Here is a 22,375-nt window from a genome sequence, read left to right as displayed (position 1 = left end):
GACATCGCACGTCCGGCCTTCGGCTCGGGATCATCGTCCCGAAGCCGGCCGATCGCTCCTCGCGCTGTGCCTTATCGTTGCTACCGAAAGCCCGCCCTCAGGTTAACCTGACCTTACGGTGCGACGACCAGCGAACCCGATAGTTGGGCTTTGTTGTCGTCGCAGCGCTGGACGAACGTGGCGGCGAGCTCCCGCACCTGCCCGTCCGTACGGCGGCGGAGCTTGGTGACCGTGAAATCCCCGACGATCTCGTTGCAGCCCCGGCCTGCTCCGGACAACGACAGGCCGGGCTTGTCGGCCGCCTGGAACGGATAGCGGGTGGCCCCGCGGTACGTTCCTAGCCGAAGCTCGCTTCCCTCGGCGGCCGAGAGCTCGAGTTCCCAACCGTCATCCGTCGCGAATCGAAGCTCGACGCTCCGGAAATTCGGCTGGATTAGGTCGACCGGCGTGCCCGGCGGGAGCGCGATTTCCTTGCCGTCCGAGACGTATTCCCCGGGCGGCCCCTGGAAGGTTAGGCTGCCGCGGAGGCGAACCGGCCCCTGCCCCGACGCTCTGGGACCCGTAGCCTCGCAGCAAGGGGCTTCCGCCGTGGCCGTGCCAGTCCGGTTCTCCACCGAAACGGAATCCTCGACGGATCCGAGCAGGACGGCATCAGCCGCCGGCACCGTGGCATGCGTCACCGGAGGCGTGGTCGCGTGATCCAGGGTCGCGGACGTAAGCTCGGCGACCACTTCGGAGAGGCGGAGGGCCTCGCCGGAGGCGGACAGCCGCGAGGCGAGAAGGACCAGCCTGCGGCCGATCGGACCCAGAGACGCCTGCTCCGGGTTGCGCGGATCCGGCGCCAGCGGCACCGTCCGCCCAGGCACGGCCGAGAAGATGACCGGATTGGGTCCGTGGAACTCATTGACGTACCGAAGGATGCCGGCGACCGATTTCAGGCTACTCGTGGCCCCGGCGGTCAGCACAGGCGAACGGAACGACGCCTCCCGCCCCTCGTAGCAGTTATCCAGAAGGAGCAGGTACGGCAGGCCGGTCTTGTCCAGCCGATCCGCCAGCGCGGCGGTGTGGATCGTGCTGCGGCCGAGCGCCTCGATGTCGAGCCGATCCAGCGGCTTGCCATATGCGAAGTCGCCCGGCACCGAGAAGTGGTTCCAGGCGACGCCTTCGGAGATGCCGTGGCCGGCGAAGTAGATCACCAGGATCGGGTTCGTCGCCCGCTCCGCCTGCGCGCGCTTGGTCACGTCGGCGAGGGCACGCTCGAAATCGGTCTTGCTCACGTACCGGTTCGCCGCGGAGGTAAGCGTGATGCCGGCGACCGCTCCCTTCCTCGACAGGATCCCGGCGACGGTGCGCGCGCTCGAGTTCGCCCCTGCCAGATCCGGGAAGCCGTGGAGGGTCGGCGCAGCCGGGGTGACGTAATTCGAGTTGCCGACGGAAAGGAAGAACGTCCGGTAGCGCGGCAGTGCCCACGCCGCGCTCGACGCCAGCAGGCCCAAGGCCAACAGCGTGAGCAGCGCGGCGCGGCGCCGTGTCGGGCTCACTTCGGCGCGCCCTGCGGCGCGCTTCGCCGAATGGCTCCCCGGCAGGCCTCGGCCAACGCATCGGCCTTCATCTTGACCTTGTTCGTGTCGGCCCAGTTGTCCCTGAAGTCCCGCACGGTGTCGTAGAAATCGCGCAGGCCTTTGGCGACGTCGTCGTCTTCCAGGAGGAGCTTCTGTCCCCAATAGGCGCCGGTGAGATCGCGCCAGAGCCCGTCGATGGCGGGCTTCCCGGCTGCGGCCTGCCCGCTGCCTTCCTTCGGTTGGTCCGCGGCTGCGGCGATCTTGCCGGCAAGCGCCACGATGGCCTTGTAGGCCTCGAGCTTCTCGAGCCAGAGCTTCCTCTGAAACTCGATGATGTCCTTGCGGGATTGAAGCTCGCTTTCCAGTCTGACCTTGTTGCGCTCCCCGGCGGAGAACTGCCACACCCCGGTGAGAAGGCCCAGCACGGTCAAGACGGGGGCGGCGACCCCGAGGGCTACGTCCCAATACCGTTTCCTCGCCTCGTCCACGGTTCTCAATCCTCGCTGAGACGGAATTCCTTGTCGACGGTGGGTTGCGTCGGTGCCTGGCCCTGGCTCCGCAGCCGCAAGAAGTGGCTTCCGTCGGCCGCGTCGCGGAATAGGAGGACGAACGTTCCCAACCCCTCGATCACGAGCGACGTGTCGCCCGCGCCGGCGTTCGCCAGACGCCAAGAATGTCGTGACACGGCGAGTTCGCCGTTCTTGCATTCGCGGATGGCCAAGCCATGGTTGGCCTGCTCGAAGGTGTAGGTCTCGCCGGACGTGCAACGGCCGCTCGCGCCCATCGCAACCACGATGCGCTTGAACACCCATTCCCGCGAGGCGCCGCCGGTGAGCTGCGTCGCGAGCCCTTGCCCGGCGACGGGGCTTACTTGAGGGCAGGCAAGGGCGAAGACCACGCCGGCCAAGCCGACCAGAAAAGTTCCTCGCCCCATCGAATCCTCCCGCGCCAGCGTTACCGAGTTTTCCAGTTCGCGTCACGCGAACTGGCGCCTTGCCGAGTGAGTGGGCGGGGTGAGGGTCCTCCGGATTATGGTCCGGCCGGAAGGTGAGTTTCCGGATCTCATTCGGCGGCCTGCGGGGCCGCCGCCAGGGCGAATTCTTGGGGCGTCAGCCACCCCAGGGCGGTGTGACGATGGCTCTCGTCGTAGTGCCGCCGCCACGTCTCGATCTTGCTCTTCGCGTCGGCCACCCCGGCCCGGGCAAACAGGCGCTGCTTCAGCACCGCGTCGGGACCTCGGGACCGAGCGGCCAGGTCATGCCGGCAGCGCTCGCTCGGAAGAGGTTGTCCTGCACGATCGGGCGGGCGATGCCCAGCGTTCGTCCGATCTCTTGCGAACTCACCCCGTCGCGGGCGAGACGCAGCATCTGTTTGATCTGTCGCATGGTCAGCTATCTCCTGTCAGGCATCCCGCGTTCCTCGTGGTCGAGGACAGGGATGCCGCGGTAGCTGACCCGCGGGGATGATCCGTCGCCGATATCGGCTACGGGGTGGCCGGCTTCATCTCGGAATGGTGGCGGACATCAAATCGGAACGCTGGCCGGCTTCCGTCGGAATCCGCAGCGGGATCAGGTTGGTATGCAGAATCGCTTTCATGCGTCCCTTGATCCGGACAACCTGCGCCAGGACGCCGGCGTGCTCGGCGATCTGGCGTCGGCGGCTGTAGGTGTCCTCGTCAGCGACCCAAACCTCCGGCAGGAAGCCGGCAGCGTGCAGCCTCGCGAGCGTCGCGGCATCCACCTTGTCGGTCTTCACGCGAGCGTAGGTGATCGCGCGAACGAGCCGTGGGTTGGCCACGGCGACGTGTTTGACGTGTGGGCGCGGCAGGCGTTCGACCGCGGCGCTGTTGCCGGTCACCTCGATGACGACCTCATCGTCGAGGCTGAGCGTCTTGGCGGAGGCAACGAGCGGCTCGTGGACGAGCTCGACGCGCAACTACCCGGCATGCCACCGATGCGTGATGATCCACGGAATCTCAGCGGCCCGGGAATCTGGAGTACCTCGTCGCACCGCAAGTCACACGGTGGCCGTCCTCTCAGGCCTGAGACGTACGCGGGAGGCCGTCGCCCCATCGCCAGATGCTCGCCTGAGGGCGATCCGAGCGAGTGTGGCAGGCAGCGCGACGAAGCAGATCGCGTGGTATGCCCGCCAATCGACCCGCCGACGGCACGGTCGAGCGTATGTTCTTTAAACGAGCTTCGCAGCGGGACGACCGCCATTCTACGCTGAGGACCTCGCGAGGCGAGGCCGACGAGCAGATCTCGGCCGCTAGGAACCGCTTGTGCGCAACCGACGGGCATCGAAGACCTCGGCGTACCTGTACCGGATGTGCCAAGCCTGATCCCATAGGCCGGTGCATTGCGGGAGCGCCCTGCACACCCCTACGCTCATCCCGCCGAGTTCCTTGAAGGGGTAGACGTACGTCGTCGCGTCATAGGGTGCGGCGACCGCGTGCGTCAAAGGCTGGCGGTGCGTGTCGGACCCCGGCAGCCGAACGAAGACCCTCCGGCCCTGCATCTCCTTCCGCACGAGGCCGCTGCTCGCCATGATCGTAAGGACACGGGACAGATTCGCCTGCCCGAGCCCGAAGCGGCGGCGCAGATCCTCGCGGGACAGGACTCCATCGGGGGTCGCGCGCAACGCCCCCAGGATCGCACCCACATGCTCGCGCCTGACCACGTCCTCGAGGGCGTTGGCATCGGTGAACCGTATGGATGTGTAGATCATCTCACTGAGCACGCGCAGGCGCTCGGACAGCGCAGCGCTGCGCGACGCGATGCGCGCCGCCACGCCCCGGATCAGGGCATGCCATCCTTCCATATCGTCGCAACTCAGATGGCCCGTCAAAGTCTTCCAGGTCCAATCGCGCAGCGCGACGTAGACGCGTTGATCCGAGTCGCCGGCCTGCAAGGCGGCCTCAAGCGCGGTCCGGGCGTCTTCCAGCGCCACGTCGCCAGAACGCAGAGCCTCGAGGGTGATCGCATTGTCCATCGGGCTACTCGAGAGAATACCAGCTGGCTTGAGAACATTTTACAACGTTTCATCCCGCCGTCCAGATCCCGCCCCGTCACCTTCTCGGGGGATGCACGGCGAACTCGTTCGATTGCTCCGACACGGCCCCGGCCCCGTCGAGGACCCAACCCAACCGTCCCGCCGACAGGGGGTACTCCTGCTGGACGACGAAGGCCCGGGTGTTGAACCGGGTGGCCATGTCGCCGGCCGTGTGGCGATGCCCGTCCAGCGTCTTCCCGTCACCGAGAGAGGGGACGATCACGAGGTCGACGTCGAGATCCGCGACCGTGGCCGGCTCGTCCCGCTCGCAAAAGTCGCGGCAGATCGCGAAGCCCACGAGGCAGTCGTCGAGCACGAGCACGGGCAACTCGTCGCCCGGCTCGATGCCCTCTCGATCGCCGTCGACCTGCCGGTACCGGAGGATCTTGCGGTAGCGCAGGACGATCTCCCCGAAACCGTCGAGAACGGCCATCACGTTCCCGGTGCCTGACGCGTCCTCCTCGTGCCATGATCCGGCCACGACCAGGCGCAGGTCGCCCATCTCCGCCAGGGGGCAGGCGGCCATCCCGGCCTGGATGTGCGCGAGGAGGGTCGGGGGCACGCAGAGCTCGGCCCAGACGAGCGCATGGCACCCCGACCGGCGGGCCTCGGCGAGCTGCCGCAGGACGGTGTCCCCGGCATCGAGGCACCGGACCTCTCGCACGACGATCGGCCGTTCGTCGTATGTCAGGTCGAGGTCCCGGAACATGGCGGCCCCGAACACCATGGACGCCGCCGTCACCTCGTCCGTCACGGCGTCGGGCACGTGGAGACGGACCCGGTAGCCGCCGGACATCGTGGGCAGGATCCGGTGGTAAAGCACCGCGCGCCGGCGGAACGCCTGGTTGGCGAGCGCGCGCTTGTTCGCCCGCTGCCGCCGGCGGGGGATCACGAAGTGGCCGCCATCGGCGCTGAGCCACTCGACGTTGGGATCGGCCGGCAGCCCGTGCTCTCGCTCCTCGTGAAGCAACGCGTCGGCCGCCCGGGCCCGGGCGGCCGCCCACACCATCGCCTCGGCTGGGTCTCGCGGGACCGGGGTCCAGGCGAGGTCGTCATTCTCCAAGGCACGGCGGAACACCTGCGCGATGGCGACGAAATCGGCCTCGTCGATGTCCTGGAACACTTGGCGCAGCGAGGACGTCGCCCCGAGGATCAGGACGTAGGTCTCGACCAGGATGCGCACGAGCATCGGGATGCGATCACGCGGGTCGTAAGCGGCCTGTACGCCGCACAGGGCACGGAACGCGGCCGCCCACTCGGCATCGGGCAGGATCTGGTCTCGCGGCATCGGATGACCTCTCGTCCCGGCTTTGCCGAGGAGAGGCCGGATGGGCGACGCACGACCGGCTCGTCCCGGACCCGATCCGGCACGATCGCGAGTACGACGCTCGACCACCCAGCCCTCCGGCGGGTTTCACACTGCGCCCCATCCAGGGCGACTTGATTCCTCCATCCGGAGGCACCGAATAAATCGTCGAATTGAGACTTCGAGTCAATTCGATCTGCCGTCCAGGCATCCGGAACCAAATTGGAGCGGCGCGCGTTCTCAGGACGTCTCCACTCGTTCCGTCCATTGGCAGCGATACGTCTACCTATATTTGCCTTAACGCTGAAATATTCATGTGCGTCACGCGCCAAATATGATGCCGCGCGACACGATTGGCGGGGCGATCGACAGACATAGTTTATCAATCGCGCCCGGTCGCGTCAAAAAACATCGCTCTATGAGCGTTTTTTCCGCTCACTCAGAAGTTTATTCAATAGAACGCTGTTGTATGCCGATGTAAATACCTGTGCTGCTAATTGATATGCGCCTTTCGACTTTCCAACTTTGGCTGGATCGAAGTTCTGGCCCTCGATGATCGCCCAATAAGATTGAAGGACCTCAGCTATGTTTGCTCGCAGGAACTCGTCGGGATCGGTCTTCCAGCTTACCTTTCCGCCGTCGTGCGACATTATCGATGTGAGACCGAACAGGATCGGGTAAACGAAGCCATCGGGATAATCGTGCTTGGTCTCATTTTCATAAAATTTCGTCTTTGCGGGCTTTGGTAAGTATTTGTTGAATTTGAAACCCTTGTTTTCTGTGTATTTTTTTGTCCCAGCCCAAATTCGAACACATCGCATGCCCCCGAACCGCTGGCTAGTCTTGTTGTAGGCTGCAGGAAGCAATTCATATACCAAATCGTATAGCCGAGGCATGTCGCGCATGAGTTTGAGCGCACTTTTCATGCCCTGATGTTTCATTTCGACGATCTGCCCTTTGACGGAACTGACGACTTCCTCGTCACCGTCCAGTTTGTTGAAAAGCGCGACGCACTGCCCCTTCTGAGCGAAGATCATTTGAGGATTCTCCGCAGCCTGTCGCGTCGGCAGCTTATCGGGGAGAACGGACAGAGGAATCAGGGACAACGCGATCAGATCGCGCGCCTTGATCCGCCCACCTTCGTTAGCTTTCCACTCGACGTCGCCCGCGATAACCGGATCGATGTTTGCCTTGATCTCTTCGTAGAACCCCCGTTTGTGGAACTTTGTCTCTTCAGTCAGCTGAGCATTGTTATTGCGGGCGGCATTTATGCGCAAAATCTTATCTTGAAATTGCTCTTCGGCGTAGTCTCCGTTGCCGGGATAAATAATTTCGACTGGGATCCTGATATCGGGGAGCTCTTTCTTGAAAGCCTCGATCTCGTCAATATTCTCGTCCCAAATTTCCTTCAGATCTTCCCATCGACGCCCGCGGCTCAGCAATTCTTTCCCATCGTCGCAGCTGAGGCCGATGATGAAGCGCGCGATGGCCAGGCAGTTATGTCCACCATCGAGGATGCCCTCCAGCTGCGGATCCTCGAAGGCGATGCGGAAGCGCCCCCGTTCCAGGGCGTCCACTTTCCTCGCCCCGATCAGGATCCCCTTCGACATGAACTGGAACGTCTCGGGCTCGTTCTCGAGGGTCTCCTCGATGCTGTCGGTGAGCGAGCTCCTCTTGGCCGCGCGGGGATTGGCGTCCAGGTCCGCCACGGAGAACAGATCCACGAAGCTCGCAAGGTTGATGTTCCCGATGAGCTTGTTCAGCTCATAGGTTCGCACGACGGCGTCGTGCATTCGCATAATGACGAAGTCTTTCACTGTGTTCGCCTCATCTCGACGGCGCCGAGAATGCGGGCGTGGACGATCCTTGCCGCAGGGCACCGCGGGCTGACATCCCTCCGGGGCCTGAAACGGAACGTCCGAACACTTCGCCTTCCGGCAGATTTCATCGCGCGTCCAATCCTGGACCGTGGCCTCCGTCCGGAGGCGGCGCGATCAAAAGGTGATGCACGCGGCCATGTCAAATCGGCCGCGCGCCGATGGCCTCTGCGACCGGGATGCCGGACCGTCGCGCCAAGAACCGGGACCGGCGCTTGTTCCGACGGCGGCCGCCCTCTCGCGAGCAACCCGCGGCCGGCGGAGCGCCGTGGCCTACCGGTCCCGCGGGGTCGAAAGCGCGGTCGCGCCCGGGACGCGCTTCGTCTACACCGGCCGGCCCCACCTCCGGGTCGTGCTCCCGAGCAGCCGCGCGACGGTCGATAATGTCGGACTCCTTCAATGCCGGCCCGCGGCTTGCCGATCCCCAAGGCGACGCCACCCGCCAAGCTGTCGATGCACTGAGGGGCTACGCCTTCCAACTCTACGCCAGCGTCCTGGCGTGGCTCGTGCTCGGCGCCGGCGAGGATCTCCACCTGGAGGTCGCGGAGGACTACGCCTCCGTCACCAGAGACGCCATGAACGCCGTGCAGGCGAAGGACACGGGCGGTTCGGGCACGGCCACCCTGCGGACCGACGGCGTGCGCCAGGCGATCGAGACGTTCGTCGACCTGACAAGGCGCAATCCGGGACGTCAGGTTCACCTCCGGTATCTGACCACGTCGAAGATCGGGATCGAGAGGGCGGGATCCGATCGCATCGCGGGGGGCGCCGCCCTGCATTACTGGGAGCGGGTGGCCCAGGGGCGCGCCGAGGTGGCGCCGCTCCGGGCCCGCCTCCTCGCGTCCGACCTCGATTCGAGCGTCGCCGATTTCCTGTCCGGCCGCAGCGACGACGCGATGCGCGACGAGTTCGTTCGGCGAATCGTCTGGGACTGCGGTCGCGGGGGCGTGCAAGACCTGAGGGCCGAGATCGAGGCCGTCCTCGCGACCGACGGGCGCCACGGCCCCGCTCTCGACATCGACGAACTCCCGAGGGCAGCGTCCAGTCTCGTCGAGGCCGTGCTCGAGAAGGCGATCGCGCCCCTCCCGCGGAAGCTGACGGTCGCCGATCGGGCGCGGGTGCTTCGTCGGGTGACGCATACGTCGCTTCCGACGGCCGACCTGCGACGCCTGCTTAGCACGGTGGCACGGGCCGGCGCCGCTCCTAACACGCCCGAAGCTGCCGAGGCCCCGAACTGGGATTGGGTGTATCCCGTCTCGGCGATCGGAGATCCTCATCCCGTGGTCGTCCGTCGTGGCCTCGTCGACGACGTTGCAGCGGCGGCTTCTCACGGCGCTGCCGTCGTCGTGGGCGGGACCGGCTTCGGGAAGAGCCTGCTCGCGCGACAGGCCGCGCGCGCGACCGGCGGGGATTGGCTCGTGGCAGATCTGAGGGATCTGCCAGCCAACGTCGTGCGGGAGCGGCTCTCGCTGCTTCTGGCCCGCTCCGGGCAGTCCTCGGGCGGAGGTCTCATCCTAGACGACTTCGATGAATGGGACGATGCGGGCGTGGCGCGCGGCCTTGCCCTTCTCCTCTCCGCGGTCGCGCGTCGAGGCGCCGCGCTCGTCGCGACCACCCATCGGGAGCCGACCGCGCGCGTCTTGGCGAGCCTCGGGATTGCCTCCAGCGCCCCGATCGCCGCCACGCCGATGACTTCGGACGAGGTGGCGGCCCTCATCGCGATGGCCGGCGGCGACGGCGATCGATGGGGCAAGGTCGTCCACCTCGGAAGCGGCGGGGGGCATCCGCAGCTTGCCCAAGCCGCGGTGCTTGGCTTGGCGGCCCGCGGCTGGCCTGAAGACGCGCTCGTCGAGCATCTGGTCGGACGGAACCCGGACGTGCTTCGGGAGAGGGAGGCGGTGCGCGCACGTCTGAGGGAGGCAGTGCCGCCGGAAGCGCGCAGCATCCTGTATCGCAGCAGCCTCGTGCTTGGGCGCCTCCCGCGTCGGGTGGCCCTTGCGCTGGGCTGCGTCTTGCCCGCCGTCGACCGGCCCGGCGAGGCCCTCGATCGTCTCGTGGGCCCCTGGATCGACGCCGTCGGCCCAGAGGAGTACCGGGTGTCGCCCCTGGTGGGCGACGCGGGCCGGGCCATGCTGTCCCGGGACGAGCAGACCGCGGTCCATCGGGCCGTCGTCGATGCCCTGCTGGCGGAGGAAGGGCTCGCGACCGACGTCGCCGACGCAGTATTCTTCCACGCGCTCGAGGGGGAGAGGCCGGAGAGCCTTGCCGGGCTCTGCACGTCCATCATCTCGGCCGATGACCGAGTCCGGCGGGTGATCGCCGCGCAGTCCGTCATGCTGCGCCACCTGCGAACTGATCGACTGGCCTATCCGAAGGCGCCGGTAATCTCGAAGCTGCTGAGACTGGCCCAAGTGGTCCTGCTGCTCGCGAAGGGCGACGACGAGACCACCCTGGAGGGCATCGAGGCGCTGTTGCGCGAGATTAATCAGGGCGTGACGGTGGCCGCCGTGGACCGGGCCTTCGAGGGCATGGCGCTCTGCAAGTTGCTGCTTGAGCGACGCCTCGGGACCCTCTTGCGTGATCGCTGGGTCGACCTGTTTCTTCGGTTCGACGAAGTCGCCTCCGGCCGGCCAGAATGGCAAGAGGCGGAACGGTCGTTTGCCGACGCGCACCAAAGCCGATTGGGCCTCCGCAGCTTGATCATCGCGGCGCAATGCTCCGCCCTCACGACCGTCGCCGACCTGGAGGCACTGTTCGAACGGCTCGGCAGCGTCGCGCCGGATCGCCGGGACGGGATCCTCTCGGGCATCGCCGCGCTTCCCGGGGGCAACGCCCTCATGGTTAGCCGCTCGTGGCTGGCCGAGGCCGAGGCCGGGGCGATCGACTGGCCCGACGCCGCGTCGCGCTATCTCGGGATGGCCCAGCGTGCCGCGGACTGGGGCGCTCGGGACCTCGCCCTGCGATGTCACGCCGCCCGCGCGGTCATGTTGGACGAATACGGCCGAGAGCCGGATGCCGCCCTGCGCGCGCTCGACGAGGCGGCGGGTATGGTCGGGCCGGATCCCGTCCTGGCCCGCGCCCGCGCGAAAGTGCTATGGCGCCGGCGGGAACACGCGGCCGCGCTCCCGCTCCTCGAGGAGGCGGTCGCGGCTTCCTCGTCGCAGGCGCCGGTCGAGCGGGCGTTCCTCCTGCGCGAGGCGGCGATAAGTGCCGCCGAACTGGGCGACTGGGCCAAGGCCGCCGCGTGGTTCGCGCAGGGTCGCGACGCCGCGTACAAGGTCGGGGGCGTGATGACGCCGATGGCCATCGGCCTCGAAGCGGACATCGCCACAGCGGCCTGGCACCTCGCCAGGGCAGACGCCGCCGTCCGGGGCATGGCCGAATGTCTCCGCCGCCTTGCGGGCGTCGACCCGCAGGGCGAGGTCAAGAATGCCTATGTCCATCGCATCGTCCGGCACGCAATCCTCTGGATGCACGACGCGACGATCGCCCGCCGCACGCGTCTCGACGACGGGGGCGAGCTGGCCATGCCGCCCGGCGCTGGCAGCAACCCCGAGCCCGACGAAGCCGTTCGCGACCTCCCGCTCGCCGAGATCGACGTGGCTTGGTACCTCCTCGCCCAGGTCGACCTAGCGACCGGCGGCGGGGGCGGCGTCGCCGCAACCTTGCATGCGCACCTTGCCGGCGGTCCCGTCCCCGGCCAGGAGATCAGGATTCGGCAGATGCGGGTCGCGATGGCGATCCGCAGCTCGGACCCGGCCGCGTTCGCGGAGGCCCTGGTGGATTGGGTGGCGGCCAGCCTCTATCTTTACGCCAACGAGGAGGCGTTGCTTGCGGACGACGTCCTGGCACCCGCCCGCGGGCCGATGCCGGATCCCACGCCGTCCGAACTCTCGAGGCCGCCGGCCGTAAATGCCGCCGTTAGGGCGGCGGTCGCCTTCGGGATCGCGGCAGTGCTTGCCGGACGGACCCTGCCCGCCGACACGCTCGCGGCCGGGATCTCCGCGCGCCTCGGTCCGTCGCACCCGGCCGTCGCCCTCGTGGCGCGAATGGCCGCCGGTAGCCCTCCCATGGAAAAGGTCCGCGATGGGGCCGACGCGGTCGCCCTTCTGCGGTCGAGAGGCGGGAACGACCCCTCGGACCTGTTCGTTGTGACGCTCCGCTTGGTCGAGGAGGTCGGGCGGTCGGACTTCAGGAACGCTATCGAAAGCCCGCTATGGGCATGGATCGGGCAGCGTTGGACCCATGCCGCCACGCAGCAGCGTTTCGCCTTGCGGGATCCTCGGACCAACGGGCCCGCGATCTTGAGCGCGATCGAGACTGGCACCGCAAACCTGGCGTCGGCCGTCCGAGTGACGCTCGCCGCGCTGCCAGCGGTACGAGTTCGCCTCCACCACGCGGTCATGGAGGATCTCCGGCGCATGATCGCATAGCGCGCGTCGATCAATTTCGAGGTAATGCCGCCAATCGCCGTCCCGTTGGCGAAGGCTGCTCCCACCGCCTAATTCGATGAACCCGGCCTTGTCGGGAGCCTGCGCCGTGGCCGTGCATGTCCGGCAATCATCGCGGCCGCCGGAAGGCAGCTGTGCGTAACGGAGAGAGAATGAGCCGGCACTCTATGACAACAGGCTGGAAGTGAGTAAACTCACTTCCTATAGCATGTTCCTTCACTTCCAGCGACGATCTGACGGCGAGCGACGACCGAGGGTGTAAATGCTTGAGAACAGCCTCGATTTCACGGCGATCCGCGGCGTGCAGGCCGGGAGCGCCTATTACGTGATCATGGTCCCCCTCAAGGTTGTTCCCACCTTTTTCAAGTTCGACGACGCGTCGATGCCGAGTGCGCTGCGGGCGCAGCGTACCTTGAACAAGGCGAGAGTACCCGAGATCGCGAATTACATCACGCGAAACCCGACCGAGTACATTCTGTCGGCCCTGTGCGCGTCCGTAGATGGGGAGATCGAGTTCGAGCCGATCGCGGCCGAGGGACACCTGCGCGGGGTCGGTCGGCTGCGCGTCTCGATGAGCGCGACCATCCTGATCAATGACGGACAACATCGTCGCGCGGCCATCGAGGAGGCGTTACGGGAACGGCCGCTCATCGGGGACGAGACGATCCCGGTGGTCGTGTTCGCGGACAGGGGCCTGCAGCGCTGCCAACAGATGTTCGCCGATCTCAACATCCACGCGGTGCGGCCAACCCGATCAATCCAGCTCCTCTACAACCACCGCGACGCACTCGCCGGGCTGGCCCGGCACGTGGTTGGCGCGGTCCCCCTCTTCCGCGACTTCACCTGCATGGAGAGTTCGAGCATCTCGAACAGGTCGTTGAAGCTATTCACCCTCAGCAGCATCCACCAAGCGACGGCCGAGCTCGTCGGCAAGGCGCGCAACGGCTCGATCGACGAGGGCGACTGCAGCACCGCGGTCCGGTTCTGGACCGCGGTGATCGAGAACATGCCAGATTGGCGGCGTGTCGGCTCGCGCGAGGTGTCGTCGGCCGAGCTCCGGCGGGACTACATCCACGCCCACGGCGTCGCGATGCAGGCGATCGCGACCAGCGGCAATTGCCTGCTGGCCGAAGTCCCCGACGGTTGGGAGGCACGCCTCGAGGCGTTGCGGGAAATCGATTGGTCGCGCGCCAACCGTGCCTTGTGGGACGGCCGCGCGCTCGTCGCCGGCAAGGTCAATCGCTCCCGCAACAACGTCGTGCTCGTCGGCAACGTGATTTCCGCCGCGCTCGGCATCCCCCTGTCCGCCGAGGCGCGCCGCATCGAGGACCTGCACGCGCCGACTGGCGCCTATCGGATGGCGAGTTGACATGGCCGGGAATGTCACGCTCGACCGGGCTGCGCTCTCTGCCCGGATCCGGGAGATCCAGGACGTCTACAGGTCCGACGCGCGCCCCTGGGTGATCGGCTTCTCCGGCGGCAAGGATTCGACGTGCACCCTCCAGCTGGTCTGGAACGCGCTGTCCGCCCTGCCGGAGGCCGAGCGCACCAAGCCGGTCTACGTCATCAGCTCAGATACGTTGGTCGAGACCCCCGTCATCTCGCGCTACATCGACGAGACGCTCGCGCGCATCTCGGCTGCCGCCCTCGAGCAGGGCCTTCCCGTCACGACCCACAAGGTATCGCCCAACACTGACCGAAGCTTCTGGGTCAACCTGATCGGGCGCGGGTACCCCGCACCGACGCGGCGGTTCCGCTGGTGCACGGAGCGGCTGAAGATCGAGCCCGCCAACGACTTCATCCGCAGCCGCGTCGCGGAATTCGGCGAGGTCGTGATGGTGTTGGGCGTCCGCTCCGGGGAGAGCGCGACCCGGGCCCAGGTCATGAGCCTCCACCGCATGAAAGATTCCCCGCTTTCGCGGCATTCGTCATTGCTGAACGCATTCGTCTACGCCCCCATCGAGGCTTTCACCACCGACGACGTGTGGACCTACCTGCTCCAGAACGCTTCGCCTTGGGGTAACGACAACCGGCAGCTCTCGCAGATGTACCGCAACGCCGCCGGCGGGGAGTGCCCGCTCGTGGTCGACACGACCACGCCGTCGTGCGGCAACTCCCGCTTCGGTTGCTGGGTCTGCACCGTGGTGGTGCGCGACAAATCCATGGAGGCGATGATCGACGCAGGCGAGGAGTGGATGCAGCCGCTCCTCGACTTCCGCGACCTGCTCGCCGAGACCCAGGACCCGGAGGCGAAGCTCCGGTACCGCGAGTTCAAGCGACGATCCGGCCACGTGTCCTTCATCGACGGGACCGACAGGCCGGCGCCGGGGCCCTACACGCTCGATTTCTGCAAGACGCTCCTCGAGCGTCTCCTGACGACGCAGGTCGAGTTGCAGCGGAGCGCGCCTCCGGGCGAGGACACGCTCCTGATTCACGACGCGGAACTGCACGAGATTCGCCGCCTGTGGCGCACCGAGCGCGGTGACTGGTCCGACAGCGTGCCCGCGATCGTCAAGGGAGCCCTGGGGAGGGACCTCGACTGGGTCGCCGAGGACGAGGTCGCACTCGGCGCCGAGGCAGGAGCGCTGCTGAAGGAGGTCTGCGCGGAGCACGGCGTGCCGGTGGACCTCGTCGTACAGCTTCTCGACGTCGAGCGGGCTTCCCACGGCCTCAAGCGTCGCACCGCGGTGCATGCCCGGATCGAGGAGGTGCTGCGGCGCGAATGGCGTCCGCTCGACGTCGTCGTCGAGGAGCGCCGCCGGAGACTCGGCGAGGCGGCCCTGACGGCGACCGATGAACCGGTCGGGAAGGAGCGCGACGATCGCGCGCCCCGGCTGCCTTTCCCGGAGACGGAGGACGCCGCGCCATGATGCTGCGCACGGTGAGGCTGCATGACTTCGGTCTCTACGGCGGCGAGAACAGCTTCGACTTGGCGCCGCGCCGCGGGCCCGGCGGCGCGGCTGCGCCGATCGTGCTCGTCGGCGGCCGCAACGGCGCCGGCAAGACGACGCTGCTCGAAGCCGTGCGGCTGGCGCTGTATGGCCGGCGAGCGCTGGGCCCGCGCGTCTCGCAGTCGGACTACGACGCCTACCTGCGCGGTCGGATCCATGCCGGCCGTGGGGCCACGTCGGCCCGGGTCGAGCTGGACTTCGACTATGCCGAAGCCGGCGTTGTACATCGCTACCATGTAGGCAGGGGGTGGTCCGTCCGCGGCAAGACACTGAACGAGTACCTCCAGGTCGAGAAGGACGGCGCCACGATCTCGTCGGTTCCGCGCGAGGAGTGGCACCAGTTCCTCCAGGAGCTGGTGCCGCCCGGCGTATCCCAGCTGTTCTTCTTCGACGGCGAGAAGATCCAGGACATCGCGGACGGAGCCGAACGCGATGACGGCCAACTCGCGGAGGCGGTCCGCGGTCTCCTCGGCATCGAGCTCGTCGGCCGGCTGCGCGACGATCTCGGGCTGCTCATCGCGCGGCACGGCCGCGCGGCCGCGCAAGACGCGATCCCACGCCTCCAGGCCTGCGACCGCGAAAGTGCGGAGGTCGGCGCGCGCGCCGCCACGCTCTCCGACGAGGTCGCGGAGCTCGCTTCCGCGCGGGATTCCCAGATTCGCGCCGCCGAGCACGTCCGCCTCCGTTTCGTGGCGGAGGGCGGGGACGAGGCGGCGCGGCGTGGGCAGGTCGAGGCCGCCCTCGACGAGGCCCGGCGCGACGTCGCGCGCTGCGAAAACGAGCTGAGGGGCTTGGCGAACAAGCTGCTGCCGTTCACCGTGGCCCCGCGCCTCACCGCCGCCTTCCGCGATGCGCTCGCGCAATCTGGGGCCGGGGGGGAGCGGGGGAACGCGGCGCGAGCGCTCGGCGCGGCGATGCTGGCCTGGCGCGCGACCGGCCATCCGGCTCGGCAGGCGCGTTGGGACGCACCGCACTGGCAGGACGTCGAGCGCTTCCTCAAGGACTGGACGGAAGGGGGCGAGGCACCCAGCTCCGCCGCGTTGCGCGAGGTGGGCGACGGCAGGGCCGCGCTGGAACGCCTCGAGGAAGCCGAGGTGGTCGCGCGGCCGCGCGCGCTATCCCTGGCACGGGATCTCGACGCCGGGCTGAAGCGGCTCGCGGGCGCGGAACGGGCGCTGGCCCGGGCGGACAACGCCGCGGCCGGGCTGCTGCTGGAGGAGCTGCGGGCCGCCGAGCAGAAGGTGGGGGCCACGGAAGCGACGCTCCGCGCGCGGAGATCGGACCTGGAGCTCGCGCGGGGCCGCCTGTCCTCCCTCGCCCGCGAGCGCAGGAACATCCTCTCGGCCGACGACGAGGGACGGGTCGCTGCGAGCCGGGCCGACCTGGCCGCGCGAGTGGCCAAGGCCCTGGTCGTCTACGAGGAGCGGCTCCTGCTGCAGAAGCTCGCGCGGCTCGAGCGGGAGTTCACCGCGTGCTTCAACCGCCTCGCGCGGAAGAAGAGCCTCGTGGCCGCCGTCCACATCGATCGGACGACCTTCGCCGCGACCCTGATCGATGCGGCCGGCGGGGAGCTTCCCAAGTCCCAGCTCTCGGCCGGCGAGAAGCAGATCTACGCCGTCGCCATGCTCTGGGCCCTGGCGCGGACGAGCGGGCGGCCGCTGCCGATGATCATCGACACGCCGCTCGGACGCCTCGACAGCGAACACCGGCGCAACCTCGTGCGCCACTACTTCCCGGAGGCGAGCCACCAGGTCGTGCTGCTCTCCACGGACACCGAGGTCGACGGTGAGCTGGCACAAGAGCTCGCCGGCGCCGTGTCGCACACCTACACGCTCGAGTTCGCGGACGGTCGGACGCGGGCGGTGCCGGGATTCTTCGAGGAGGCCGCGGGCGGGGAGGACGACCGTGCACTACAGCAAGCTTAGGATCTCGAAGGACGCGACCTCGAAGCTCAGGTTCCTGCGCCAGCGCACCGGCCTTACACCGAACCTCCTGTGCCGGATCGCCCTGATGACCTCCCTCGAGAAGGGCGCGTTGCGCGACGCCCAGGCGCCGGACGAGGACGGGTCGGAGTTCAACGCGTACACGTTGACGGGCGAGTACGGGGCGCTCTTCGCGGGCATGCTCCGGTTCGTCGAGGAGGCCGCGGCGGAGCGCGAACTCGACGACGGCGTCCTGCTCGCGCTCCTGCGGAGCCACATTCACCGAGGCGTCGGGATGCTGTCGGTGCGGGTCAAGTCGTCCCTCGACGTGTTGACGCTCATTCCCGGGGAGGCCGCCGCGTGAGGGACGCCGAACGGGACGGGGGACGCGTATACCTCGACCACAACGCCACGACGCCGGTCGATCCGGCGGTGCTGGCGGCGATGGAACCGTACCTGCGAGAGCTGTTCGGCAACCCGTCAAGCGCCGAGACCATCGAGGGATCCGTGGCCGCGGCGGCGGTGGAGCGGGCCCGGGAACAGGTCGCGGCCTCGATCGGAGCGCGTCCGAACGAGATCGTCTTCACCGGCAGCTGCACGGAGGCGGACAACATCGCGATCCTCGGGGTGGCACGGGCCCACCCCGACAAGCGCCACCTGATCACCACCCAGGTCGAGCACGCAGCCGTACTCGGCCCGGCACGCGCCCTCGAACGCGACGGCTGGCGGGTCACGCTGCTCGACGTCGACGAGTGCGGCGTTGTCGCGCCCGAGGCGGTGGCCGCCGCCATCGGGCCCGACACCTGCCTCGTTTCGGTAATGGGTGCCAACAACGAGGTGGGCGCGCTGCAACCGATCCGGCAAATCGGGGGGATCTGCGCGGAGCGCGGCGTGCTCTTCCACAGCGACCTCGCGCAGCGCGCGACCTACGTCGCGGTCGACGTCGAGCGGGACGGGCTGCACCTAGCGAGCCTGTCCGCGCACAAGGCTTACGGGCCCAAGGGGATAGGCGCACTGTACGTGCGGTCACGCCGCCCGCGCGCCAAGGTCGCCCCGATCATGTTTGGGGGCGGCCAGGAACGGGGGCTGCGTCCCGGGACGGTGCCGACGGCGCTGGCGGTCGGCATGGGCGAGGCCTTCGAGATCGCCGCACGCACCCGACGGACGGAGGCGCCGCGGCTGAGGGCGCTGTGCGACCTGTTTCACACGCGGCTGCGATCGTCGCTCGATGGCGTCCTCCTGAACGGCCCCGACATGGACCGCCTGCCGAACAACCTATCCCTCTCCATCGCGGGCGTGGAGCCGTACGCCCTGATCCGGCACTTGGCCGATCGATGCACCTTCTCGGCCTCGAGCGCCTGCGGGAGCGCACGGGTCGAGACCTCCCACGTGCTCGTCGCGATGTTCGGCGACGGCCCCCGGGCGCGCGGGGCGTTCCGCGTCGCTCCGGGGCGTTTCACCGGCGAGGAGGACGTCGCGGCCGCGGCGGCCTGGATGGTGGAGGCCGTCGGCCGCCTCAGGGGGGCCGCCCACGCGGCTTGAGCAGGTTCCAGGCAGCAGAAGCGTGAGACCCCGCACACGGCCTCCGACAGCCGCCTCGTCTACATACCGGCGCCGCGCGGAATCGACGACCCCGGACGGGAGGGCGGCGGCCCCAGCGGTCGCTCTTGCGAGCGAGCGCGTCGCCGTGCAAGTTGCCGGATACGGTCGCAGGTAGGTCGGTGACATGGCGTGCGCGCTCGGCGCGGATGGGACGCGTTCCTTTTACGAGACGAACGCGGAAGCATACGCCGCATCGACGTTGCTCGCCCGGATGGACAACCATCACGACAGCTTCCTCGCGGTCCTGCCGACGGACGCGGCGATACTCGATCTCGGTTGCGGGTCGGGGCGTGACTTGCTCGCGCTGGCCGGCGCCGGCCTCGAGCCGATCGGCGTCGACTATTCTCGGCCGATGGCCTCGATCGCCCGGCGCACGTCCGGATGCCCGGTCCTCGTCGCGGACTTGCGCGACCTTCCGTTCCGCACCGGTGCGGTCGACGGGATCTGGGCCGCGGCCTCCATGCTGCACCTCTCCGGTAGCGACCTGCACCGGGCATTGGGCGAATGTCGTCGAGTGCTACGCTGCGGCGGCATCCTTTACGCCTCCGTCAAAGCCGGGGCCGGCTCAGGGCCGGACCGGGATGGCCGCTTTTTCGCCTTCCATTCACGGAGGGGTTGGCGGCGATCCCTGGCCGAGGTCGGCTTCGACCCGATCAGCGTCGACCTGAGCCACGAGCGGCGCGTCATCGATGGCCGGCACCGTGCGATACGGTGGCTGAACTCGCTGTCTCGCGCCGTCTGAGCCGAGGAACGATGTCCCCCCACGTGTACCGTTCGCGTCTGGCCCTGCTCGGGCTCGGGTGGCTGGTCACCGCGGCCTCCGCGGCGCCCGCACCGGACAAGCCATCGGTCCCGGCGCACTCGCAAGCCGCTCCAGCGGTGCCGGTGCCCGCCCAACCTCAAGACGAGCTAGCATCTGTCGCCCCCGGACGCGGAACCACCGGAGCTGCCCGTGAGATCGCTTCGACAGCGGGTGTGGAAGCGCCGCGCCACCCTCCCGCTGCACCGTCGGTTTCCGATGGCTCTTGGACGGGACGGGACTGGGCGCCCATCGTCGCGGCCGGCTTCGCCGGCACGGGCGGAATCCTCGCCTTCTTCGCCGCCATCCGATCGACTCATTTGGCGCAGCGCGCCAATCGCGCGGCACTGGCGCAGAAGGCCAACGAGACCGAACTCGATGCGATCGAGCGTAAGCTGGACGACTTCCTGGGGCCTTACCTACAGCTGTCGCACACGAACCGGCTCCTCCAGCGCGATCTCCGCGAACGGCAACCGGATCCGGAGGCGTTCCGGACCATGATCCTGCTGTTGGATCCTGCCTGGCGCGACAGGCTGTCGATCGGCGACCGCACCCTCGTGGAGGAGATCATCAAGATCGACGGACAGCTAGAGTTGCTGATCAGGAGGAGCGCTGGCCTCGTCGACGCGACCATCCAGCCATACCTGGCCCGCGCCTCGGCGCATTTCCGGATGATCCGGCTCGCCTTCAAGGGCAAGCTGGACAACGATCCAGACCGCTACGCCAAGTACGTTTACCCGCGCAGCCTGGACGCGGTGCTCAATCTCGAGGTCGCCCGCCTGCAGGGGCGTCGCGACCGGATTCTGGCGAGTCCGGACGTGCCTTATTCGCCGCCTCCCCCACTCGCCATCCCTTCGGATCTAGCCCTGGAAGCGTGATTGACGCGAGAGCATCGGCTCGCGGGCGAACGGCCACGAGCGGCGGCCGCACGCTCGTCCGGCAGGCTCAAGAGACCATGCATCCGGCGACCGGTCAGGTAACGCCGGGCAGCCGCTCAAGCAGAGCTCTGAGATATGCGGCCGCGGCGGCGGCGGCGTAGCCCTGCCACTCGTCGCCCTTATGCTTGTCACAGTAATCGCAGATCCCGCGAACGATCAGATAGCCTTTGCCCTCGAACCAGGCCGCGTCAGCGATACCGGAAGCCTCCATCTCGGCAGCCTTCACGTCGAACTTGGCCCGAAGCTCGTCCCTGAGCTCAGAATTTTTCAGCAGGACGTTCGCGGAGGCGATGATGCCGAAGTGAACGACCGGAACATCGGAACTTCGCCTCGGGTCAGCCGTGACATCGTACGTCCGAGCCTTGAGGTTGCCGTCCTTGTCCTGGGAAGGGCGCTGCCCGTTCTCTATCCGCGTCGAGAGGGGGAGGAAGGCCAACCATGGCTGGCTTCCATTCGAGACCCGGTCCGCTTCCATAAAGTCGGCCACGCGGGCGAGCCGTGAGGACGGCTTCGGGGCCTCGCTCCTGACGAGAATGCGGTTGTCCTCGATCTTGGTCAGGTCGTACTGAACTAGACCGCTGCCCCGAGACACCACGATGTCGCCGAGCCAGACGTCCTTCTCGAGGCTGTCGAGCCGGGGGATCCCGCCAGCGATGCCGACCATGACGACTTCCCTGATCGCAGGAAAGTCCTTGAGCATCGCCGTCGCCGCGATCGCGCTGCTGCTGTTTCCCATGCTGGGGCACAGGGTCAGTATGATCCTGTGTTTGCCGTGACCTCCAACGCAATCGATCTCGATCGAGTGATACTCAACTTCCGATAGGTAATGGTAAAGACGCTGAGGCGGCTCGTCGAACACTCGCACCACTGCTGCCAGCTCTTTCGGCAGAGCGGTGACAACGCCGAGCTTGTACCGCCCATAGAAACGGTCGTTGAGCGCTTTGAAATCGCGGATCAATGCCTCGACGTCTTTCTCGGCGACGGGTTGCGCCTCCACGTCGAGCACGGACAAGTCGGCGTCGACGGCCTCCCTTATGGGATCCTTCATTTTCTTGGCTCGCTGACGGCAGTTCTAATGGGCGGTCTCTTCGTAGGCCAGGGTTCTTTGCATGAGCGCCTTTGCAGCTTTCGTCTGACGGCTTGCAATTGCCGCCTCGATCGCAGCCAGGAAATAGCTCTGTGCGCTTTCCCGTCTACTTTCAGCGACTGACATCTCCGCCATCCTGTACAAGGTAAACACTCGCAAGTCTGCCAGATCATCCCTAGCCGATGAGGACTTGTCGAGCCTATCCAGCAAGCTGACCCCCTCGCCGCTGGACGACTTGCTCTCGATCATATGCAGCGCGGTCAGCCAATTGCGGCTTCGAACCTTGCCCTCCAGCAGGCCGGCCCGGCTCATTTCCTCTATGAGCCGCCTTGCATCTCCGTTGCTGGCGTAAGCGTCGCTGAGCATTGCGATCCTGCTCTGAACGTTCTGTGGCACCAAGTTTCCAACGATGGCTGTCTCTGCCGCCACTTCTGAGGAATCGGCCGCTAGATCGAACCGTCCCCCTGTCTCGTAAGCATGGCCGAACCCGGCAGTTCGTCCGGCCCCGTGGTCATACATGGAGGCCGAGGCGCGATTTTGGAACGCCGCGCCGAGGATGTCGCCGAGCGAGGCGCCCGAATCGGAAGAGCCGAACCGGGCCATGGCCTCCTTCTCCTCGGCGATCTCGAGGGCCTTGATCGAGACCTGCACGCGGCGGGCCTTCCGGTCGAACTGGACGACGCGGGCGTCAAACTTCTCGCCGGTAGCGAAGCGCTCGGGGCGCTGGTCGCCGCGGTCGCGGGCGAGCTCGGCGCGACGGATGAAGGTCTGCATGTCGGTGTCGACGATCTTCACCTCGACGCCGGCATCCTTCACCTCGACCACCTCA

General features: G+C 67.4%; 17 protein-coding genes and 2 pseudogenes. 8 read left to right on the top strand and 11 right to left on the bottom strand.

Annotated elements, in window-relative coordinates:
* Positions 1-113 precede the first annotated feature (113 nt).
* From ACLBYG_RS25265 to ACLBYG_RS25225, 9 genes and pseudogenes are all read right to left on the bottom strand, one after another.
* Positions 114-1,541, bottom strand: a complete 1,428-nt coding sequence (locus ACLBYG_RS25265) for a hypothetical protein (protein ID WP_447683299.1) — start codon at positions 1,539-1,541, stop codon at positions 114-116.
* A complete protein-coding gene (locus ACLBYG_RS25260) occupies positions 1,538-2,050 on the bottom strand; it encodes a hypothetical protein (RefSeq protein WP_447683298.1) in 513 nt (170 codons plus the stop codon). Before ACLBYG_RS25260 ends, ACLBYG_RS25265 begins: the two co-directional genes overlap by 4 nt.
* A 5-nt stretch (positions 2,051-2,055) precedes the next feature.
* Positions 2,056-2,496 (bottom strand): hypothetical protein, encoded by a 441-nt coding sequence (locus ACLBYG_RS25255; protein WP_447683297.1) that lies wholly within the window; start codon positions 2,494-2,496, stop codon positions 2,056-2,058.
* A gap of 128 nt (positions 2,497-2,624) precedes the next feature.
* Positions 2,625-2,753: pseudogene (locus ACLBYG_RS25250) on the bottom strand (integrase core domain-containing protein); the annotation flags it as partial.
* Between the two features lie 26 nt (positions 2,754-2,779).
* Positions 2,780-2,947 (bottom strand): hypothetical protein, encoded by a 168-nt coding sequence (locus ACLBYG_RS25245; RefSeq protein ID WP_447683296.1) that lies wholly within the window; start codon positions 2,945-2,947, stop codon positions 2,780-2,782.
* A gap of 115 nt (positions 2,948-3,062) precedes the next feature.
* Complete coding sequence (locus tag ACLBYG_RS25240) at positions 3,063-3,497, bottom strand: hypothetical protein (protein WP_447683295.1); 435 nt, start codon at positions 3,495-3,497, stop codon at positions 3,063-3,065.
* Between the two features lie 333 nt (positions 3,498-3,830).
* Positions 3,831-4,553: a winged helix-turn-helix domain-containing protein gene (locus ACLBYG_RS25235; protein ID WP_447683294.1), complete on the bottom strand. Its 723-nt coding sequence runs from the start codon at positions 4,551-4,553 to the stop codon at positions 3,831-3,833.
* A gap of 76 nt (positions 4,554-4,629) precedes the next feature.
* Positions 4,630-5,901 (bottom strand): hypothetical protein, encoded by a 1,272-nt coding sequence (locus ACLBYG_RS25230; RefSeq protein ID WP_447683293.1) that lies wholly within the window; start codon positions 5,899-5,901, stop codon positions 4,630-4,632.
* Between the two features lie 434 nt (positions 5,902-6,335).
* Positions 6,336-7,736 (bottom strand): AIPR family protein, encoded by a 1,401-nt coding sequence (locus tag ACLBYG_RS25225; protein ID WP_447683292.1) that lies wholly within the window; start codon positions 7,734-7,736, stop codon positions 6,336-6,338.
* A 443-nt stretch (positions 7,737-8,179) separates the two neighbouring features.
* Between ACLBYG_RS25225 and ACLBYG_RS25220 the strand changes: the two genes are divergently transcribed.
* The 8 genes from ACLBYG_RS25220 (at position 8,180) to ACLBYG_RS25185 (ending at position 20,399) form a co-directional block, all read left to right on the top strand.
* Complete coding sequence (locus ACLBYG_RS25220) at positions 8,180-12,229, top strand: hypothetical protein (protein ID WP_447683291.1); 4,050 nt, start codon at positions 8,180-8,182, stop codon at positions 12,227-12,229.
* 280 nt (positions 12,230-12,509) lie between these two features.
* On the top strand, positions 12,510-13,616 hold the full coding sequence (dndB, locus tag ACLBYG_RS25215; protein ID WP_447683290.1) for a DNA sulfur modification protein DndB: 1,107 nt from the start codon (positions 12,510-12,512) through the stop codon (positions 13,614-13,616).
* Between the two features lie 91 nt (positions 13,617-13,707).
* Positions 13,708-15,117 carry a DNA phosphorothioation system sulfurtransferase DndC gene (gene dndC / locus ACLBYG_RS25210; RefSeq protein ID WP_447683289.1) on the top strand — a complete coding sequence of 470 codons (1,410 nt, stop codon included), beginning with the start codon at positions 13,708-13,710 and terminating at the stop codon, positions 15,115-15,117.
* The gene (dndD, locus tag ACLBYG_RS25205; protein ID WP_447683288.1) at positions 15,114-17,123 is read left to right on the top strand and encodes a DNA sulfur modification protein DndD; all 2,010 of its coding nucleotides are present in this window, start codon (positions 15,114-15,116) and stop codon (positions 17,121-17,123) included. Before dndC ends, dndD begins: the two co-directional genes overlap by 4 nt.
* The gene (gene dndE, locus ACLBYG_RS25200) at positions 17,104-17,484 is read left to right on the top strand and encodes a DNA sulfur modification protein DndE (RefSeq protein WP_447683287.1); all 381 of its coding nucleotides are present in this window, start codon (positions 17,104-17,106) and stop codon (positions 17,482-17,484) included. Before dndD ends, dndE begins: the two co-directional genes overlap by 20 nt.
* Positions 17,481-18,662: a cysteine desulfurase family protein gene (locus ACLBYG_RS25195; protein ID WP_447683286.1), complete on the top strand. Its 1,182-nt coding sequence runs from the start codon at positions 17,481-17,483 to the stop codon at positions 18,660-18,662. Before dndE ends, ACLBYG_RS25195 begins: the two co-directional genes overlap by 4 nt.
* 184 nt (positions 18,663-18,846) lie before the next feature.
* Positions 18,847-19,464 (top strand): class I SAM-dependent DNA methyltransferase, encoded by a 618-nt coding sequence (locus ACLBYG_RS25190; RefSeq protein WP_447683285.1) that lies wholly within the window; start codon positions 18,847-18,849, stop codon positions 19,462-19,464.
* An 11-nt stretch (positions 19,465-19,475) separates the two neighbouring features.
* Positions 19,476-20,399 (top strand): hypothetical protein, encoded by a 924-nt coding sequence (locus tag ACLBYG_RS25185; protein WP_447683284.1) that lies wholly within the window; start codon positions 19,476-19,478, stop codon positions 20,397-20,399.
* Positions 20,400-20,493: 94 nt separating this feature from the next.
* On the opposite strand, the gene ACLBYG_RS25180 is transcribed toward ACLBYG_RS25185, so the two are convergent.
* Together ACLBYG_RS25180 and ACLBYG_RS25175 are read right to left on the bottom strand one after the other, a co-directional pair.
* The gene (locus ACLBYG_RS25180; RefSeq protein WP_447683283.1) at positions 20,494-21,507 is read right to left on the bottom strand and encodes a phosphorylase family protein; all 1,014 of its coding nucleotides are present in this window, start codon (positions 21,505-21,507) and stop codon (positions 20,494-20,496) included.
* Positions 21,508-22,077: 570 nt separating this feature from the next.
* Positions 22,078-22,375: pseudogene (locus ACLBYG_RS25175) on the bottom strand (S1 RNA-binding domain-containing protein); the annotation flags it as partial.

This window comes from Methylobacterium sp. D53M (assembly GCF_053345625.1).
This window is presented reverse-complemented; position numbering and strand designations above follow the sequence as displayed.